The organism is Algoriphagus sp., from assembly GCF_029254265.1.
Lineage (GTDB): Bacteria > Bacteroidota > Bacteroidia > Cytophagales > Cyclobacteriaceae > Algoriphagus.
The window spans coordinates 11,628-29,038 of sequence record NZ_JAQWXX010000109.1 but is presented as its reverse complement, the minus strand read 5'-3'; the positions used below and the strand labels follow the sequence as shown (position 1 = coordinate 29,038).

General features: G+C 39.9%; 15 protein-coding genes. 4 read left to right on the top strand and 11 right to left on the bottom strand.

The genetic code is table 11. The annotated features are described in order from the left end of the window. Nucleotides 1-13: 13 nt before the first annotated feature. Nucleotides 14-1,045 carry a dipeptide epimerase gene (locus P8O16_RS16530; RefSeq protein WP_300316565.1) on the bottom strand — a complete coding sequence of 344 codons (1,032 nt, stop codon included), beginning with the start codon at nucleotides 1,043-1,045 and terminating at the stop codon, nucleotides 14-16. A 203-nt stretch (nucleotides 1,046-1,248) separates the two neighbouring features. On the opposite strand from P8O16_RS16530, the gene P8O16_RS16525 reads away from it, so the two are divergent. The 4 genes from P8O16_RS16525 to rlmF all read left to right on the top strand — a co-directional run bounded on the left by P8O16_RS16525 (nucleotide 1,249) and on the right by rlmF (nucleotide 5,100). Beyond that, entirely contained in the window at nucleotides 1,249-2,619 is a 1,371-nt protein-coding gene (locus P8O16_RS16525) for a M14 family zinc carboxypeptidase (RefSeq protein WP_300316541.1), read from the top strand. Nucleotides 2,620-2,717: 98 nt separating this feature from the next. After that, nucleotides 2,718-3,449, top strand: coding sequence for an SIMPL domain-containing protein (locus P8O16_RS16520; RefSeq protein WP_300316540.1), 732 nt, complete (start codon nucleotides 2,718-2,720; stop codon nucleotides 3,447-3,449). A 165-nt stretch (nucleotides 3,450-3,614) separates the two neighbouring features. Further along, entirely contained in the window at nucleotides 3,615-4,133 is a 519-nt protein-coding gene (locus P8O16_RS16515) for a CIA30 family protein (protein ID WP_300316539.1), read from the top strand. Between the two features lie 16 nt (nucleotides 4,134-4,149). Then, on the top strand, nucleotides 4,150-5,100 hold the full coding sequence (rlmF, locus tag P8O16_RS16510) for a 23S rRNA (adenine(1618)-N(6))-methyltransferase RlmF (RefSeq protein ID WP_300316538.1): 951 nt from the start codon (nucleotides 4,150-4,152) through the stop codon (nucleotides 5,098-5,100). A gap of 47 nt (nucleotides 5,101-5,147) precedes the next feature. Here the strand turns inward: rlmF and P8O16_RS16505 are convergent, their stop codons facing one another. The 10 genes from P8O16_RS16505 to P8O16_RS16460 form a co-directional block, all read right to left on the bottom strand. Beyond that, the gene (locus P8O16_RS16505) at nucleotides 5,148-5,561 is read right to left on the bottom strand and encodes an OsmC family protein (RefSeq protein ID WP_300316537.1); all 414 of its coding nucleotides are present in this window, start codon (nucleotides 5,559-5,561) and stop codon (nucleotides 5,148-5,150) included. A 148-nt stretch (nucleotides 5,562-5,709) separates the two neighbouring features. Next, nucleotides 5,710-6,909 (bottom strand): glycosyltransferase, encoded by a 1,200-nt coding sequence (locus P8O16_RS16500; RefSeq protein ID WP_300316536.1) that lies wholly within the window; start codon nucleotides 6,907-6,909, stop codon nucleotides 5,710-5,712. Then, on the bottom strand, nucleotides 6,885-8,045 hold the full coding sequence (locus P8O16_RS16495; RefSeq protein WP_300316535.1) for a glycosyltransferase family 4 protein: 1,161 nt from the start codon (nucleotides 8,043-8,045) through the stop codon (nucleotides 6,885-6,887). The genes P8O16_RS16500 and P8O16_RS16495 overlap by 25 nt, the downstream gene beginning before the upstream one ends. Then, complete coding sequence (locus tag P8O16_RS16490) at nucleotides 8,038-8,934, bottom strand: class I SAM-dependent methyltransferase (RefSeq protein WP_300316534.1); 897 nt, start codon at nucleotides 8,932-8,934, stop codon at nucleotides 8,038-8,040. Before P8O16_RS16490 ends, P8O16_RS16495 begins: the two co-directional genes overlap by 8 nt. A 3-nt stretch (nucleotides 8,935-8,937) precedes the next feature. Beyond that, nucleotides 8,938-10,062, bottom strand: a complete 1,125-nt coding sequence (locus P8O16_RS16485; RefSeq protein WP_300316533.1) for a glycosyltransferase family 1 protein — start codon at nucleotides 10,060-10,062, stop codon at nucleotides 8,938-8,940. 37 nt (nucleotides 10,063-10,099) lie between these two features. After that, the gene (locus tag P8O16_RS16480) at nucleotides 10,100-11,491 is read right to left on the bottom strand and encodes an O-antigen ligase domain-containing protein (protein ID WP_300316532.1); all 1,392 of its coding nucleotides are present in this window, start codon (nucleotides 11,489-11,491) and stop codon (nucleotides 10,100-10,102) included. Further along, nucleotides 11,482-12,417 (bottom strand): glycosyltransferase family 2 protein, encoded by a 936-nt coding sequence (locus P8O16_RS16475; RefSeq protein WP_300316531.1) that lies wholly within the window; start codon nucleotides 12,415-12,417, stop codon nucleotides 11,482-11,484. The genes P8O16_RS16480 and P8O16_RS16475 overlap by 10 nt, the downstream gene beginning before the upstream one ends. Next, a complete protein-coding gene (locus P8O16_RS16470) occupies nucleotides 12,401-13,690 on the bottom strand; it encodes an oligosaccharide flippase family protein (protein WP_300316530.1) in 1,290 nt (429 codons plus the stop codon). The genes P8O16_RS16475 and P8O16_RS16470 overlap by 17 nt, the downstream gene beginning before the upstream one ends. Nucleotides 13,691-13,704: 14 nt before the next feature. Beyond that, nucleotides 13,705-14,763 carry an exopolysaccharide biosynthesis protein gene (locus tag P8O16_RS16465; RefSeq protein WP_300316529.1) on the bottom strand — a complete coding sequence of 353 codons (1,059 nt, stop codon included), beginning with the start codon at nucleotides 14,761-14,763 and terminating at the stop codon, nucleotides 13,705-13,707. Next, nucleotides 14,763-17,336, bottom strand: coding sequence for an SLBB domain-containing protein (locus P8O16_RS16460; RefSeq protein WP_367182828.1), 2,574 nt, complete (start codon nucleotides 17,334-17,336; stop codon nucleotides 14,763-14,765). The genes P8O16_RS16465 and P8O16_RS16460 overlap by 1 nt, the downstream gene beginning before the upstream one ends. Nucleotides 17,337-17,411 lie beyond the last annotated feature (75 nt).

Sequence of the window (17,411 nt, the reverse complement as noted above, 5' to 3'; positions counted from 1 at the left end):
CCCTTTAATGTTTTCAATTCGATTCGATAGGTTCTTCGATCAGTTCGGCTCCAATTCCATTTCCCTCGGGGAAGGTTACTTTTTCAGGAGTTATTGTCACTCCTTTTGCAGGGTCATGCGATAGTAGCATAGCACCATCCATATCGACATAATCCAGAAGTGCGGCAATATGGGCAATCGCTGTAATACCAACAGAAGATTCTGTCATACAACCTACCATCGTTTTCATACCAAGCGATTTTGCTTCTTTGATCATCCGAAGTCCCGGAGTAATTCCACCCGCTTTGACCAATTTTACATTGACAGCGTGGAAAAGCCCATGACATTTTTTGACATCTGATTCAACAATACAACTTTCATCTGCCATGACCGGAAGCTTACTTTCTGCGTAGACTCTCCGCATTCCCTCCAGATCATCTTTTCCAAGCGGCTGCTCCATAAATTCTACTCCAAGCTTACTGAGTTCTGCGGAATATGCGATTGCTTGATCTGCAGTCCAAGCACAGTTAGCATCAATTCTAAAAACCGCATCGGTATGCTTCCGAAGTTCCCTTATTATTTCCAGATCATTTTCAGTACCAAGTTTGATTTTGTAAATGGGCCAGTCCACTTCCTTCATTTTTAACACCATTTTTTCAATGGTATCTATACCTATGGTGAAATTAGTCAAAGGAATATTTGCCGGATCCAGCTCAAGAAGCTCATAAAGTTTCTTTCCCTTTTGCTTCGCAAAAAGATCCCAAGCTGCCATATCTAAAGCACACTGTGCAAATGGATTATTTTTAAAAACCTCTTTTCCAAGTTCCCATAGCCTTTCTGGAGTATTCCAATTTCCTTTCTCCACAATTGGCCTGATTTCTTCCAGACATTCAATCATATTTGCTATCGTCATCCCATAAAAAGGGTTGGTCGTAGATTCTCCCAAGCCGTAAAAACTTGCATCTTCTAGTTTCACGATCAAGGTATCCTGCACATCACGACTTTGATGGGCAATAGTGAAGGTGTGTTTCAGCGGAAGATCTTTTACAAAATAAGATAACTTGATAGCCATAAATACTGATTTTTGATCAAAATTAAGGGGTTTTTTATTCTAAGTTGCCTAGATTTACAAATAATTGATTGAAATAATAAAGATTTATGAAATCTACTAACAGAACTCTATTTAGCATTTTTTTGCTGTTTTTACTTCAAATTTCCGGGTGCAAAACAGCAATCCGAGAAGACTTTGAGCCCCTATCAATTAAATCCTTGAGTGAAGCGCAAGAACAATATCTCGAAACGGCTATCACGAATAGGAGATTCAAGCATGCCGATCTACAGCCTTTGATCCAAAAACATGCTGATGTCTTTCAAATAGAAAAGCTTGGCGAATCGATTGAAGGTAGAAGCATTTCCTCTTTGGACTGGGGAAATGGTCCAACCAAAGTGATGCTTTGGTCCCAAATGCATGGCAACGAAAGCACGGCCACCATGTCTCTATTTGATTTGTTCAATTTCCTGAAAGCAAATGGAGATGAATATGATGATTTACGAGCTCTTTTGAAGAATCAACTTCAAATCAAATTCATTCCAATGATCAACCCGGATGGTGCAGAAGCTTTCAAACGAAGAAATGCACTGGATATAGACCTCAATCGAGATGCGATCTCACAGATTTCTCCGGAGGCTCAAATTCTAAAAAATACCAGAGATAAATTCGAACCTGAGTTTGGATTTAATCTTCATGATCAGCAGATCTATTACAATGTTCACAACACTCCAAAACAAGCCACTATTTCTGTTTTGGCTCCTGCCTATAACGAAGCAACGGAAATCAATGACGTTCGAAAAAAAGCCATGCAGACGATAGCAGGAATGAATGAAGTACTACAACAGGTCATCCCTGGACAAGTAGGCAAATACGATGACGAATTTGAGCCGAGAGCATTTGGAGACAATATTCAAAAATGGGGAACGAGTACCATTCTGATCGAGTCTGGAGGATACACCAACGATCCTGAAAAGCAGTACATCCGAAAATTGAATTTCATGATTATTCTTAATGCACTTCATCAGATTGCTACTAAAGGCTATGAGCAATACTCTACCGAGCAATATTTTGCAATTGGGGATAATGATCTTCAACTGATGGATTTGATCTTAAATGAGGTTTTGGTTCCTGTAGGAGAAAAGCTATACCCAGTTGATCTTGCTATTAGAAGGCGAGATGTCACTGCTGGCGAGAGCTATTACATGACTTCATCCGTGGAGGACTTGGGCGATATGCAAGTATACTTTGGAATAGAAACCCTTGATGCTACCGGCTTGAAATATACTGAAGGCAAAGTGTATGAAACAGAATTTGAGAACTTAGATGCCCTTAATGGGGAAAAGGCTATCGACTTACTGAAAGAAGGGTACTTAGCTGTAAAAGTAAAAAATGCCACGAAAAACGATTTGCATGGACTTCCTATTCTTATTTTGAATACTATCAAGGAATACCCATCCGGCTGGATGACAGGCGCTACTCCTAATTTCTTTCTAACAAAAGAAGATAAATTGAAGTATGCAGTTGTCAATGGCTACCTGATTGATCTGGATAATCCAAAATCTCAAGAATTTAAGCAACGCGTACTCTGAATAAGTATTGGTTAAGACTTCTTAAAACCCGCTTTTCGGCGGGTTTTTTGTTCAAGATAAATTGAATTCTTATTTTCAATTATCCAATCCAGCTTATTATGAAACAAAGCCTTTCAGCCATCCTCTTTGCACTAGCGATCGTTATTGCATCTTTTATTTTAGGAAATGCAGTCATCAATCGAAATCGCCCTCAGGGTACAATCAATGTGACTGGATTGGGCGAAAGCAATTTCACATCCGATCTGATCGTATGGGAAGGAAATTTTAGCCGAGAAAGCAGAGATCTTAAAATAGCATATGCAGACTTGGAGTCGGATAAAAATGCGGTAATGGCTTATCTAAAATCTAAAGGAATCCCTGAGGATCAATTGATCTTCAATGCTGTTTCCACCAATCCCCAATATCAGCAAAACTATTCCAATGACGGAAGGTATCTTGGACAGACTTTCACCGGATATCAACTTAATCAATCACTGAAAATCGAATCCAAAGAGGTTGAAAAAGTCGAGAAAATCTCGAGGGAAATCACAGAACTTCTCAATCAGGGAATTACCTTTTATTCTCAAAATCCTCGCTATTATTATACCGAACTTGAATCTCTCAAATTGGAAATGATTGCAAAAGCTACAGAAGATGCTACCATCCGAGCTGAGCGAATAGCCGAAAATTCCAAAGGAAGTCTAGGAGATTTGATTTCAGCGAATATGGGAATCTTCCAGATCACAGGTCAAAATTCCGGTGAAGATTACTCTTGGGGAGGTACTTTCAATACCGCTGATAAAAATAAAACTGCTTCAATCACTATGAAGTTGATCTTTGAAGTGGACTGATCAGATTGCAGTGGGCAGTAAGCAGGGAGCAGTAGGCAGTATTAACCTTTGAAGCCTTTAGCTTACATCGAAGATCTTAATAATGCAGTAGACGTGCGCAATAGTAATCTCCTACAGTGGGTCGTTGGATGTTGAACAAAATATATAAATCCGGCTTTTATTAGAGTGAAAGAACTACTCTTATTCCCCATACTAATTACTGCTATTATGCTTTATAATTTCAATCAAAACTCCTCAAAATCAGACTGGCAAGTGGTGGACGATGTGGTGATGGGAGGAAGATCTGATGGTAGTTTTTACATAAATGAGCAAGGTAATGGCATCTTCCAAGGCAAGGTATCCTTAGAAAACAATGGGGGATTTTCCTCAATGCGCCACTCCATTGATGCAAAGGTGGGAACTAATTCCAAAGTAAAAATCACCTTGAAAGGAGATGGTAAAAGTTATCAGTTTAGAATCAAATCAAGCCCATACGATAGACATTCTTACATTTCAGAATTCCAGACAACTGGCAATTGGCAAGAAATTGTGATTCCACTTTCAGCTATGTATCCTGCTTTCCGAGGGAGGAAATTGGCGATTCCAAATTTCAATTCTGATCAAATCAGCGAACTTGCCTTTCTGATCGGCAACAAAAAACCTGAAACCTTCCGATTGGAAATCTCCAAAATAGAATTGATTTAGGGAAAGGTTTTCTACCATGAAAAGCTCCAAACAAACCATAAGTCTCCACCCCAACAATCTTCACAAAGGGCGCTACGATCTAGATTCTCTTTCTAAATCTTCGCCAGAGTTGGCTCCTCATATTTTTCAAAATGAACATGGAAATTTGAGTTTGGATTTTGCAGATTCTTCGGCGGTTAGACTACTTAATCGGGCGCTGTTAATCCATTTTTATGGAGTCAAATTTTGGGATATTCCAGATGGGTTTCTTTGTCCCCCAATACCGGGCCGCGCAGACTACATTCATTATGCTGCTGATTTATTAGCAGAAAGTAATTCAGGAAAACCCATAAGGGGCTCCAAAATACAGATTTTGGATATTGGTTGTGGAGCGAATTTGATCTATCCTATTTTAGCAAATGCAATATACGGTTGGAAAGCTGTCGGATCTGAATTGAATCCAAAAGCCATCGAATCCGGGAGGAAAATAATTGAAGGAAATCCTCATTTACATGGAAAAATCGAGGTAATTGCTCAATCCGATTCAAATCATATCTTCCAAAACATCATTCAAAATGAAGTCTTTTTTGATCTAACGATTTGTAACCCTCCTTTTCATGATTCCGCCCAATCTGCGTCTGAGGGAAGCATGCGGAAACTCAAAAATCTAAGACAAAAACCCATTGAAAAAGTGGATCTAAACTTTGGTGGACAAGCCTCAGAACTTTGGTGTCCAGGTGGGGAATTGGAGTTTATTCGAAAGATGATTTTGGAAAGTATCAGCTTTCGGAATCAAGTATTTTGGTTTACTTCATTAGTTTCGAAATCTGAGAATCTTAAAGCTATTGAAGTATCGCTACGTAAAGTTGGAGTGGTGGATTTCAAAATAATCCCAATGGCTCAAGGCAATAAGAAAAGTAGGATTGTAGCATGGACTTTCCTCAGCCCAAAGCAACAAGAGGCCTGGCAAAAATTCAGATGGGCATAAAAAAAGCAGGCTATTAGGCCTGCTTTTTTTTATTAAGTGAATTCCAATTAGGAATTAAGCGTGTATTCTACGCTGATTTCCATATTTAAAGCTTGAGAAATTGGGCAGTTAAGCTCCGCATCTTTAACTAGTTCGGCAAATTTTTCTTCAGAAACTCCCGCTACTTTGGCTTTTAATACGAGGTGTGACTTTTTCAATGTACCCTCTTCAAAAGTAATATTAGAGGTTACATCCAATTCTTCCGGACTTAAGCCCTCAGCACTAAGATTAAAGCTCAATTTCATCGCAAAACAACCCGCATGAGCTGCAGCGATTAATTCTTCAGGATTGGTACCAACACCATCTTCAAATCTCGTATTGAAAGAATATTGAGTTTTATTGAGCACATTGCTCGCCGTGGTCAGATGACCTTTTCCTTCTTTTCCAGTGCCATTCCAAACGGCTGTTGCTTTTCTGATCATAAGATTAAAATTTAGGGTTAAAAGTTATGTTTTTTTAAGTCTCAAAATGAGCTTAAAGTTCCAGGAAATAATATTTCCCAATAGATCTTCACTGATTTTTACAAAGACTTGCCTCTCGCAAGGCAGATCTTTCTGAGCATTCAGTAAGTCAAAAATCAGATCTCTGTGATTCTGTTACCTCTTCTAAACTTTCCTGATTGTTGACTGGCAATGAGGAAGGGACTCTTTTTCCGGACAATTCCTGAAAAACTTCCAGATACTGCTCAGTCACATAATCCCAATTATATTTTTGAGTTAGACCCGAGCGAGCTTCTTTTCGAAGTTCATTCATTTGAATTGGATTTTTCTCAGCTTTCCCTACAATCTCTGCAACCGCCTTTACTTTCTTGTCAAAATACCAGCCGTGCTTACCATTTTGTAACATCTCCTGATTAAAAGGCGTATCCAATGCCAAAATTGCACAACCGTAACCCATCGCTTTGAGCATGGCTGGATTAGTGCCCCCATATTCATGGCCATGGAAATATGCATAAGAATGGATATAGAACGAAGCCAACTCATCAGGATCCTTAACATATCCGGTAAATAAAATTCTCGGATCCCGAATTTTCTTCAACTCATCAGCCCAATCATCTTCAAAGGGCTGGTCTCCAACAATTACCAATTTACGACTTGAGTTAGACTTCAAAAATCCGTCTATGATCAAATCGGCATTATTATCGGGAACTAGTCTCCCTACGATCAAAAAGTATGATTCCGTGGTCAATCCCCACTTTTCGATAAATTTACTCTCCGCGGTTTCACGTGGATTCGCACCGTAAGCAATTACCTTAGAATCTGCATTAAACAATTCCAAGTATACACGACGCATCTCTTCTGAGTCATTGATGACTTGGTCATATAGCTTAGTGGCCATTCTTGAAGCCCAAAGAAAATACTTGGAACCAGCACCTTTCCATTTTGGACGAAGCCACTCTAATCCGTCTACATTTATAACTGTAGGCTTACCAAAAAGTCTTGAAATTAGTCCGAAAGGACCATTTCCACTATTGACCACGAAAATCACATCCACATCCGAAAAGCAGGCATGAACCATAGAAAAAAAACTGTGAGTCAATTGAGTCAGGCTTTTCTTTTCAATCGCAGGCGTATAGATGCATTCTATACCTTTTACATAGCGTGGTTTATCTTTAAAAAGTGCCCGATGATTGTATACTCTCACCGAAACCCCACGTGTAACTAGCCGCTCTCCAAGTTCTCGGATCAAGGTATCATAGCCTCCGTACACATACGGATAGCCTTTGGCTCCCATAATAGCGACTTTTAGTTTTTTCTCATTTGTCGCCATAAGTGATTTTTGATTTTTTCTTCGAAAGCTTCCAAGCTATATTCATGAAGTACCCTGTTGCGAGCTGCGTTTCCCATTTCAATCCGCAAAGCTACATTTTTAATTAGTTTGTCTAAAGCTTCTGCTCCCTTTTTCACATCTCCGATCGAAACTAACAAGCCAGTCTTCTCATGAATGACCATTTCTGAAGCTCCTCCTGAGCGTGTGGCAACTACTGGTTTCCCAGAAGCCATTGCCTCCAAAATTACCGTAGGAAATGAATCAGGAAGAATTGATGGCAAAACAAAAACATCTGTTGCAGCTAGAATCTCTGGAATATCTTTCCTGAAACCCAAATAGCTTACTGATTTCTGAAATTGAGATTTTTCTATCTTTTGAATGATTTCCTGTTCTATCCCCTCATAGCCAGGAAAAGGATCCCCTACTAACAGAAAGTGAAGCTGGGGAAATCTATTAACCAAAATTTCAGCCATTTCCAAAAAGAAAAGTTGTCCCTTTCCGGGGTTTATTCGACCTACCATGGTAATGACTAGCTTTTCTTCATCGATTCCCAGATTCTTTTTCGCATCCGGAAATTCAGCCAAATAGGGTTCATAAGGAATTCCGTTATAAATGACCTCAGGTCTAGCTTTCTTTAGTTTATTTTTCAAATGATCTCCCACCGCTTGAGAAACTACGATAGGTTCAGTAGTACTACCATCAAGCATTTTTGCCAACATACTCACCAAAGGTGAAGGGCCAAGCAAGATCTCATGAATATGCCAAATGTGAGGAAGATTCCTTCTTCTTGCCCACCATGCACCGACCACAACTGCAAGGGTATTGGAATAAACAAGCTGGAAATTAAACTCGCGGTGAAGCTGATTCAAATAGCTGTAAGCTTGAATGTTTTTGCTAAGCCGATTGATCAGCCCACTTGGTTTGACATATTTTCTCCGCAGAATGCCCAAATTTTTGACACGGACAATAAACCCTTCTTGAATTAGAAGGTCTGCAAGAGGACCTGGACCAGTAAGCAAAATGACTGGGATTAAGCCTTCTGATCGATACACCTGAAGAACTTGATGGATGATCTTCCCCGAGCCATAGAGTTCAGATGAAGACTGCAATACCAATACATGTCTAGGTTCAATCATTTGACTTGAAGTATACTCCGATTATTCCGGATCGCTTAAAAATAACCGCCAATAATTCTATCAAGAATGCTATTGGCAAGACCAGTCCTATTCCTAAAAGTAATCCAAAAGTTTTTTTTCGTTTCAATCGCAATACAAGATTGTCACGAAACCCAAAAATACTCATAATCGATTGTACCATTCCCATCAATCCCAGATGAATCGAAAACCGACGATCTGCCTTTTTTGAAAATCCAATTTTTGACATTTCGTTTAAAAGTACTGGCTCTGTCCAATGAGTCAAATGCTTTGGGATATCCCAATGCATCCAATTTTTTGCGGCAATTTTTGCCTGCCATGAATTTGCGCGAGGCACCTCAATGTAGACCAAACCATCTTTCGCAAGATTCGAATCAAGCAACTCATTTAGAAGTAATATTGGCTGAGGCAGATGCTCTAATACGTGATTCAGTGTGATAAAATCAAATGGTGCTGCTTCAACTTTTCCTTTGGAGTAAAAATCACGAATGACCTTAACTTGATAAAACTCGCTCGCAAAATCAGCTCTTTCCGCTGCAGTTTCAATACCTGTTCCTTTCCATACACTTTCTTTAGCAACCCACAAGAATTGCCCTTTGCCTGAGCCAAAGTCCAGAAGCGTTTTAGCTTGGGGAAGAAGTTGTTTTGCTTTTGAGAGAATTTTTCGAGCTTCTGAAAAAATGATTCGCTCAAAAATCGACTTCCGATTATCCACCACCCTATAAACTTCGTCTTGGTATAACTCTTCAGATTCTATCGAATTGGGCAGATAAGTCCAATCAACCTTACAATTGCTACAAGTACAGATTTCGAAGTCCTCTAAAGGGTCAGTTGGAATCGAATTACAAACTGGACAGATGATTTGCCGCATGGACTAGTTTTGCAGATCCAGAATAATCTGGTGAAAAGCTTCAATAAATTTCTTTGGAGAAAAATCCTCAGCCCGCTGCAATCCTTTTTGGATCAAAAGTTCACGAAGTGTATTTTCTCTGCTCAAAAGTACCATTTTTTCTGCCAAATCGCCCGAATCTCCGGTTTTACAAACTATTCCTGCTCCTCCACTGACTTCTACCAAAGCAGGCTGATCCGAATGGATTACTGGGATACCTGCACGCATGGCCTCTACAATCGGGATTCCAAACCCTTCATTTTCGGAAGGAAATACATAGGCGAAGGCTCCGAGGTAAAGCGTATTGACCTCCAAATCGCTAACATATCCAGGGAGGACTACCTTATCTTCCAAACCTAATTTTTTTACTAAGTTTTTCACTATTGGCAAGGAATTCATTTGCACACTTTGACCAGATCCTCCTGCAAGGACCAATTTAAATTCTGAATTAGTTTTCTTCAAAAATTGATCAAAAGCATCTACCAGAAGTGCTAAATTTTTTCGCTTATCGAAAGTTCCTATGTGAAGAAAATATTTGCCTTGTTCCAAATTTGACTCTTTTAAAAAGCCTTTTTTAACCTTTTGATTTAGCGTTTTAGGAACTTGGTACACCACTTCAATTTTATTCGGAAGTGCTAGGTGCTTTTCCAATGCGACTTTTGAATGATTCGTAGTGGTGATGATACTGGTTGTTTCTTTAATGCCTTTTTTGATTAAACTCAAAAAATACTTTCTCCACCAGACAGGGTAGTTTTTCGGCATTTGCCAAAAAAACGCGTCATGAAAAACAGTAATCCGGCGGCAGGGGAGAGTAGTAGCGGGCGACACAAAGTCCAGACAAATTAATACATCTGGCTTATACTTCTTGACCAAATCCGGCAGCTGAAATTCCTTCCAACGAAAATAATCAAGATGGTAATTCAATCGCTGAATTTTAGAATTCAGATTTTTGAAAGTCTTGTCTTCCGATTGCTTTTCAGGATCATGTGTAAAAACCCACTCAATATCTGGATGTGGATAATCTCTAGCAGCTTTGGCGAGCTCCAGCATATAGGTTTTAATCCCGGTGGTAGCGGCATTAAGATATTGAAGATCAAGTAGGACTTTCAAGTTATATATCTGTAAAAAGTGGCTTTGTAGAAAGGTTCTACTTCAAATATAATCTTATTCTACTATAGCTATTAACACTATAACCGATCATCCACCAAGAAATCCAAGCGACGTATGTATACATTTCTGCATTTGCCGTAAATAAGGGTAATAACAAACCAACCTTTACAGAGGCAGCTACAAAAGCTAGCCTAGCAATCATCTTATCTTCTGTTTGATAAAAAACACGCAAGCTTAAAACTACTCCTGAAGCAAGTGCGAAAATATAAAGAAGCATACCAATCCATCCCAATTGCACTCCGTAGATCAAAAATTGATTCTCTCCTCCGACTCGAAGCTCATCCGTAACACTTCCAGCATTCCCACTCATCGCCAGGCCTATTCCCAATGGGCTGGACACCATAGAATCCAATGAAAGCAACCATTCCACAACGTGACCAATACTGGAAGTATTTTCAAAAGTCAAGGTGTCCAACACAAAAAAATAAAAGTCCTCTGAAGCAAAGAATATTACATAAACTCCGAATCCAATTAAGGCCAGAAATCCTCCAGCTATTAATTTATAAAGCCCAAAAACCAAAGCCACAAAAAAGATCATCACGAAAAATGCTCCAAATGCTGCTCGAGAAGCAGAAAAGAATAAGCTGCCTAAAGACACCAGCATAATCAGAATATAAAACCAGTTTTGCTCTTTTTTGGTAGTCAAAAACCAAATCAATCCGGTCGCAAATCCCATTAGGACTGAACTAGCCATCTCCAAAGGATCGGAGAAAAAACTCGCCAAGCGCTTGGTTACGGCCTGCGTTTCAAACGTCCAAGTCAATCCAAAATTTCCGGTAGGTTCGATATCGTTTATTGCCTCATTATAAAGTGCATAACCAGTATACTGCTGCAAATGGGCATTTAGTACAAAATTTTCAATCAAATTCACCAGAAAAGCCCCAATCGCAATGATGAAAATAATTCCAAATAAACGTTTGATCTCCAAGTCCGAAAACCGCGTATTCCGACCTAAAAAATATACAAAGCCTGGAATCAGCATACTTTTGAAATACAAGGCTTTATTCACAAATGAAGCTTGCCCAATTGGAAGCAGCAAATACAAAAATGCTAAACCTAAAAACCCCAGCATCATCCAATCCGTAGCTTGAAGCCGAAATGGATATTCGAAAATTTTTCTATTGTAAAAAATAAAAACTAGGATCGCGATCAGCACGATCAATTCCTTCAAAGCCTGAAAAACAGCAATGATAAGCGTGGAAGTTGTAGCTAGATAAATGACACTGAGGCTCGTAATGTAAAAGGGCAAAAAAGCCGCCAGAAAATAAATAAAGTAGGACCACTTCCCCTTGAACACCATCTCCTGAACAGTCCAGAGAAAGCCTCCACCAACACCAATCGCAATTAGAAGAAAGAAGATTAAAGCCATTTTTCAGGAGATTGAACAGGCAAGGTGAATCCATCCCAGATTCCCTTGGCCACAGATTTTAATTTCTTAAATCTTCCTCGGACCGCAAAATAAGCTGCCCAAAACCCAAACCGAATTAAATGGTATCCAAAAGCAAATGGCTTATGGATTAAACTGACGGCTGTACGGATTAAAAAAAACTGATTTCGAACATGATAATAAAACACCCTAGGACTGAGCGTGCCTTCGCTATGGCTCTTCTTTGATGAAGCTCCTGCCTCATGGTAGATAATGGCTTGTGGTGACAAAGCGATTTCAAAACCTTTTTCTATAAATCTCAAACTCCATTCTACATCCTCGAAATAGGCGAAGTACTGCTCATTCAACAATCCTGCTTGCAATATGGCTTCCTTGGAAATAAGCATACAGCAACCAGTTGCCCAGTCAAGTTTATGAAAACCAATCTTTGCATACTTTATCTTTTTTAGCTCTAAACGAGTAATCGCCCGACCAAGCCAGGCATTCCATTTTCCTCCAGCGCTCCAGATCTGATTTCGATCCTTCATCCAATAAATAAGTGGTTGAACTACACCGACAGATGGATACTTTTCAAAAACAAGAAGCATCTCATCCAAAAAATCTGAGACAACCACAGTATCATTATTCAATAGCATGACATGAGAAAATCCCTGTTTCAATGCGCTTCGAATTCCTAGATTATTCCCACCAGCAAAGCCCAAATTGCTTTGACTTTGTACCAATTCAATTTCCGGAAATTGTTTTTGAAGAATTGCTCCCTCCTGATTATCCGAAGCATTATCAACTAAAATAATCCCAAAATCAGGATAATCCAGATTTCGAAGTGAGTTGAGACAGGCCACAGTGAAGTCAAACCCATTCCAGTTGACCAAAATTATTGCGACGCGACTTTTAGCTGTAGAATCCAAGGAAGAGTTTTCGGTTATTTCTAAAGAGCAAAACCATACAAATCAGGAATACAATAATCTCCGTGGAGAGAATCGCATAGCAAAGACCAATTCCCCCAAATTGAGACGTAAGCAGAGAGGCGGTGATAATCATATACACGCACATCATCCAAGAAGCCTTGAAAAGTAAGTTTTTCAAATCTGCAACTAACATTAACGTCACATTTCCTACATTGAGGCAAGCCAAAAATGGCACTGCCGCCAAGATTCTCAAGTAATCCACAGATTCATCCAATGGCTTTCTAGCCAAGGTCTGAATGATCCAAGGAGCTGTGAAGTAGGTTCCTGCAGTAATCAATAATCCCACAAATAAAACTCTGACATAGACATTTTTCAAGAATCGAAAGAATGCAAATTCATCGTTTTGGTAAATTTTTGCTGCATTCGGGTAAATTGCCTGAATGATCAAAGCAGGGAAAAGTCGCAAAACCATGACTATACGCTCTGCTAAACTATACATTCCAAGTGTCTCTGCAACAGAGAAGAAACTCAAAATGATCAGCCCTCCATTAATAGAAATATGACTCGCCAGATTACTGAAAAAGAAAAGAATATTATTTTTTAAACTCTTCCATATCGCTGAAAATTCAGGTCTGTAAAATCGAATTTCCAGAAAAGTATGAATGTAAAAAAGTAGAAAGATATTTATCGTCAACCCGAAAAAACCCATCATGAAATTTACCCAAGGGCTTTGTTCAGGGCTATGAATAAAAAGTACAATCCCGAGTAGAAAGAGTAGTTTGCTGAAAATATTAGTGATACTGATCAGCTTCATTTTTTCCATTCCCTGAAAAAACCAAAGTGGTAATGTCGCCTCAGAAAAAAGCAGCAAACAAGAAAACAGCAGGATGACTTGGTATTCTTTGAATAAATTCAGTCCATAGACCCCAATAATAATAAAAAGCGTTGCTAAGAATGCAAGCAAAATCTTGCCGGAAAAGACATTCGAAACCAAGTGTGAAAGTGCAACTTTGTCCTGTTGGTTGACTGCTACATCTTTTGGCGCGCTGAGATTATAGCCAAACCCGACCATAATATTCAGTAGAATAATTACCGAAAGGGAAAGGTTCACCAATCCAAATTGATCCAGCCCAATACTCTGGATCAAAAGGGGCATGGTAATTATTGAAATGAGGATGTTTGAAGACTGAATTACCGCCAAAAAAAGGAAATTCTGGATAGATTTATTCCTGATGATATGTCCTAGGGGAAGTAATGAAAGTTTTTCAAACATGGCAGTTAGCTATGCTAGGCATGCTTTTGGTACAATCGGCGGAAATAAAGCATTAACAAAGTCAAAAACCCGATTCCAAAAGCGCCTAGGACCATTCCTTTGACTAAGCGGATTTCTGTCCGCTTTAAAGGAAGTCGAGGCTGATCGATGATTTGAATCAGTGGAGAATTATTGCGGTGGTTTACTTTCGCGATTTCTAAGTTTTTTACAATCTCCTGATATACCGCTCCAGTTGCCTGCACATCAATTTGTCTTTTACGGCTTTCTACCGTAGCGGAACTCAGCAATGGATTCGCGTTTGGAACCCGATCTGATGCTGCGGCATAAGCCCCGATGCTTTCATCCAAAATCGCTCGAACACTGTCTGCCTGAGTTTGAAGAATCGAAAGATTTTCTCCCGTCTTTTTCGTCTTGGTTTCAAAGTAGAAGGCATTCACTTTTTCTACCAATCGCTCATTAAACACTTTTGCAAAAAGCTCATCTTTGGAAGAAATAGATACTTGGATAATCGTGAGTTTTCGATCAGGTTTTACAACCGCCAGTTGATTTTCCCGGATCAACTTTGAAACTTCTTTTACCACAGAATCCTGGGAAACAGTGAAGCTGTCTCTTGGGATAGAAAAATCCATACCTTCAAAATTTACTTTGGAAGCCCATTTTTTATCCAACTCTTCAAAGGAAATAAACCGATCAATCAATAAGTGATTCTCGTCAAATGGACTTAATAAAGTCTCTCCGAGCATTCGGTCCGAGCGATAAAGCTCCATAATATTATCGCCCTGAAAAAGTCCGCTAGTGCCACCTAAGGAACCTAAATTAACTCCAACCAAGGAAGCTAAACCAGACATTTGTCCCATACCTGCGGCATCTCCTTCTTCAAGTACAAAGGATGTTTCTCCGTGAAAAACCGGCTTTTTGAAAATTGAAACCATTGCTCCAACTCCCAAACCAATGATTCCTGCCATCAAGAGGACTTTCCACTTTGAAAGAAAAAAGCTTAGCCAATCCTTCACATTTTGAAAGACTTCTTTGATTGTAAATTGATTATCCGAAAAATGTTGAGATCCTGCCATTACCAGTTGATTTGAGAAATGACTAATCCTAATGTTGCCAATCCGGTCGTAATACCAACGACTTCACCCAAACGAAGCGGAACTCTAGGTCCTTTGGTAGGCACGATGACTTCCGCTCCCGGCTCCACTGAGGGATAATTTCTGATTCCAAAAAACCCTTTGGTACGCTTTACTGCACCATTTGCATAAACTACATAGGTTTGCTTTCGATTGGCTCTTCTGTCAAATCCCCCTGCGTTATTGATATAGTACTTTAAACTTTTACCGGACTCATGTCGAAGCGTAGTTGGATAGACTAGATCTCCACGCATCCTGACGGTCTGAAGCAATTTTGGAACAGATAAAATATCACCCTCCTCCAAAAGCAAATCATCCTCAGAACCAGGGTTATTTATGATCGTTTCCAAATTAATTGCCACCGCCTCGGTCTGCTTTAGTTTTACTTCAAATCCAGGTGTCCCTTCAGCGATTTGATCCAAGGATTCCTTTTTGTTTTGCGCCAATTGGGTGTCGACAGGATTAGCTGCTCCTGGCAAATCTCTAAATAAGCGCTGCAATAATTCTTCTTGTGCCTCTGAATTGGAAGGATCGGCTTCAAGTTTCAATCGCAAAGCTTCCAAATTTCTTCTTCTTCGAATTTCCTCAGATTCGGTATTGAAAAACTCAGTTCGACGAATCAAGGTTGCCCCTTTGGAATAGGCAAACTGGTTTAATCCTCCAGCTCGATTAACTAGATCGGAGATTCGCTCACCGCTAGTCTGAATTGCAAAAATCCCCGGGGAATTCACTTGACCTTCTACAGCCACTAATCTTTGCATGGTGAAGGTGGAACGCTTTCTAACAATGACCTGATCAAAAGGCATCAGTTCTGGCGATTCGCTAGTGATGGACAGATTGGCAGCAACCTGAGCCGGAATAATATCTGACAAAGTTCCAAGGTCTGTATCCTCTAATCTTCTTGCGATTTCGATGTCTTGGGAATTTGCAGATTCCTGAAGTCCTCCTGCCAGTACAATCAACTCTTCCAGCCTCATAGATTTGGAGAAAGGATAAACCCCAGGTCGCTTCACCTCACCTAAAATCTGCACGTATTGCTCATTTTGAATATCATAAATACTTGCGATTCGAACGACATCTTCTCGTTGCAATGGGATATCTGGAGAAGTTCCATCCAAAACTGATTTAAGATTCACCTGTATCATTTCGGTGCTTAGATCAGTCTTTGTTCGCAAAATGCTCGCTTGCTCAGTATATGCATCACCACGAAGACCTTCTGCATTTTTCACCAGCTGTGAAAGCGTCAGCCCTTCAGACAATGCAAAAGCTCCTTCTCGATATACTGCACCTTTGATTTGAACTCTGTTGGAATAGCGGTTCAGAATTCGCTGAACAGTAATCTCATCTCCCCCTTTGAGGATAAACATCCCAAACTGATTTTGATAGACATCCGAAACCGAACGCTGATTGCCAGTGATTCGAGAAATGGCTACTCGGTCTTTAAAAGCCTCATCTGTAAAGCCACCTGCATAATTTAAAAGATCTTCAAAGGTATCTTCTGGAGCTATTTCAAATGTAATAGGACGCTTAACTTCCCCGTTTACTTTAGCTCTAGCGAGAAAGGCTGGCACCATGATTACATCTTGGTCTTTCAGTTGCAAATTCAAATCAGCCATACCTTTGGTCAGCATTTCATAGACATCAATCTCTGCGATCAACTTATTATTCCGAATCAGCCGGATCGCACGGAAAGAACCATTTTCATTCGGGCCACCTGCTGCATAAAGGGCATTGAAAACGGTAGAAAATGCACTGAGAGTGAAAGTGCCTGGTAATCGCACCTCGCCAAGAATATTGACTTTGATCGTACGGACATTACCCAAAGTTACTTGAAGAAATGTACTTGGATTAGCTCCGGAAAGGCCGGGATAGTAGCGGGCAACTCTATTTTTAATGATTCCTTGGGCTTCCTCAATAGACTTTCCAGAGACAGAAACCGGACCGATATTATCCAAGAGTACAAAACCGTCAGGATTGACCGTCGCTTCATAATACTGCTCGGATTGCCCATAGATATCGACATATATCATGTCGCCCGGGCCCAAGATGTAGCTTTTCGGAGTAGCCTGATTCAAACTTGGCTCAAAGCTTAGTTTTCTATTTTTATTGTAAAAAAGCGATTCCCCGAAGATCTGGGGTCCCTTGTTTTCAGATTCTACGAAATCTTGCGGCTCATACAATCCTTGGGTAATCGTATTGAAGTCCACTTGCTGCCGAGGCTGTCTTTTGGAGGCATTGGTTGAGCGGGGATTTGCGCCAGTACGATTCAATTCTTCAATTCGGTTTTTAAGTTTAGCCACCTCAGCGGAAGGCATCCCTCTCAACTGGGCCATCTGAAGGAATTCTTCAGGGGAAAGTCCTGCTTCTGCTGCTCTGGAAATTAATTCTTCAATTTGCTGATCAGACAATTCATCTACTTTGAGCTGAGTCAAATCGGTCGTTTGCTGCGCAAAAGAACTAGGAGATACAAATACTAAAGCTGCAACTACAATGAAAAAATACCAGAATCGTTTCATTAGAATCATGTTATATGGGCAGTTCCGGGTCAATCTAGAACATATTAAGGACTAAAAATCCGTGAATTTCTTATT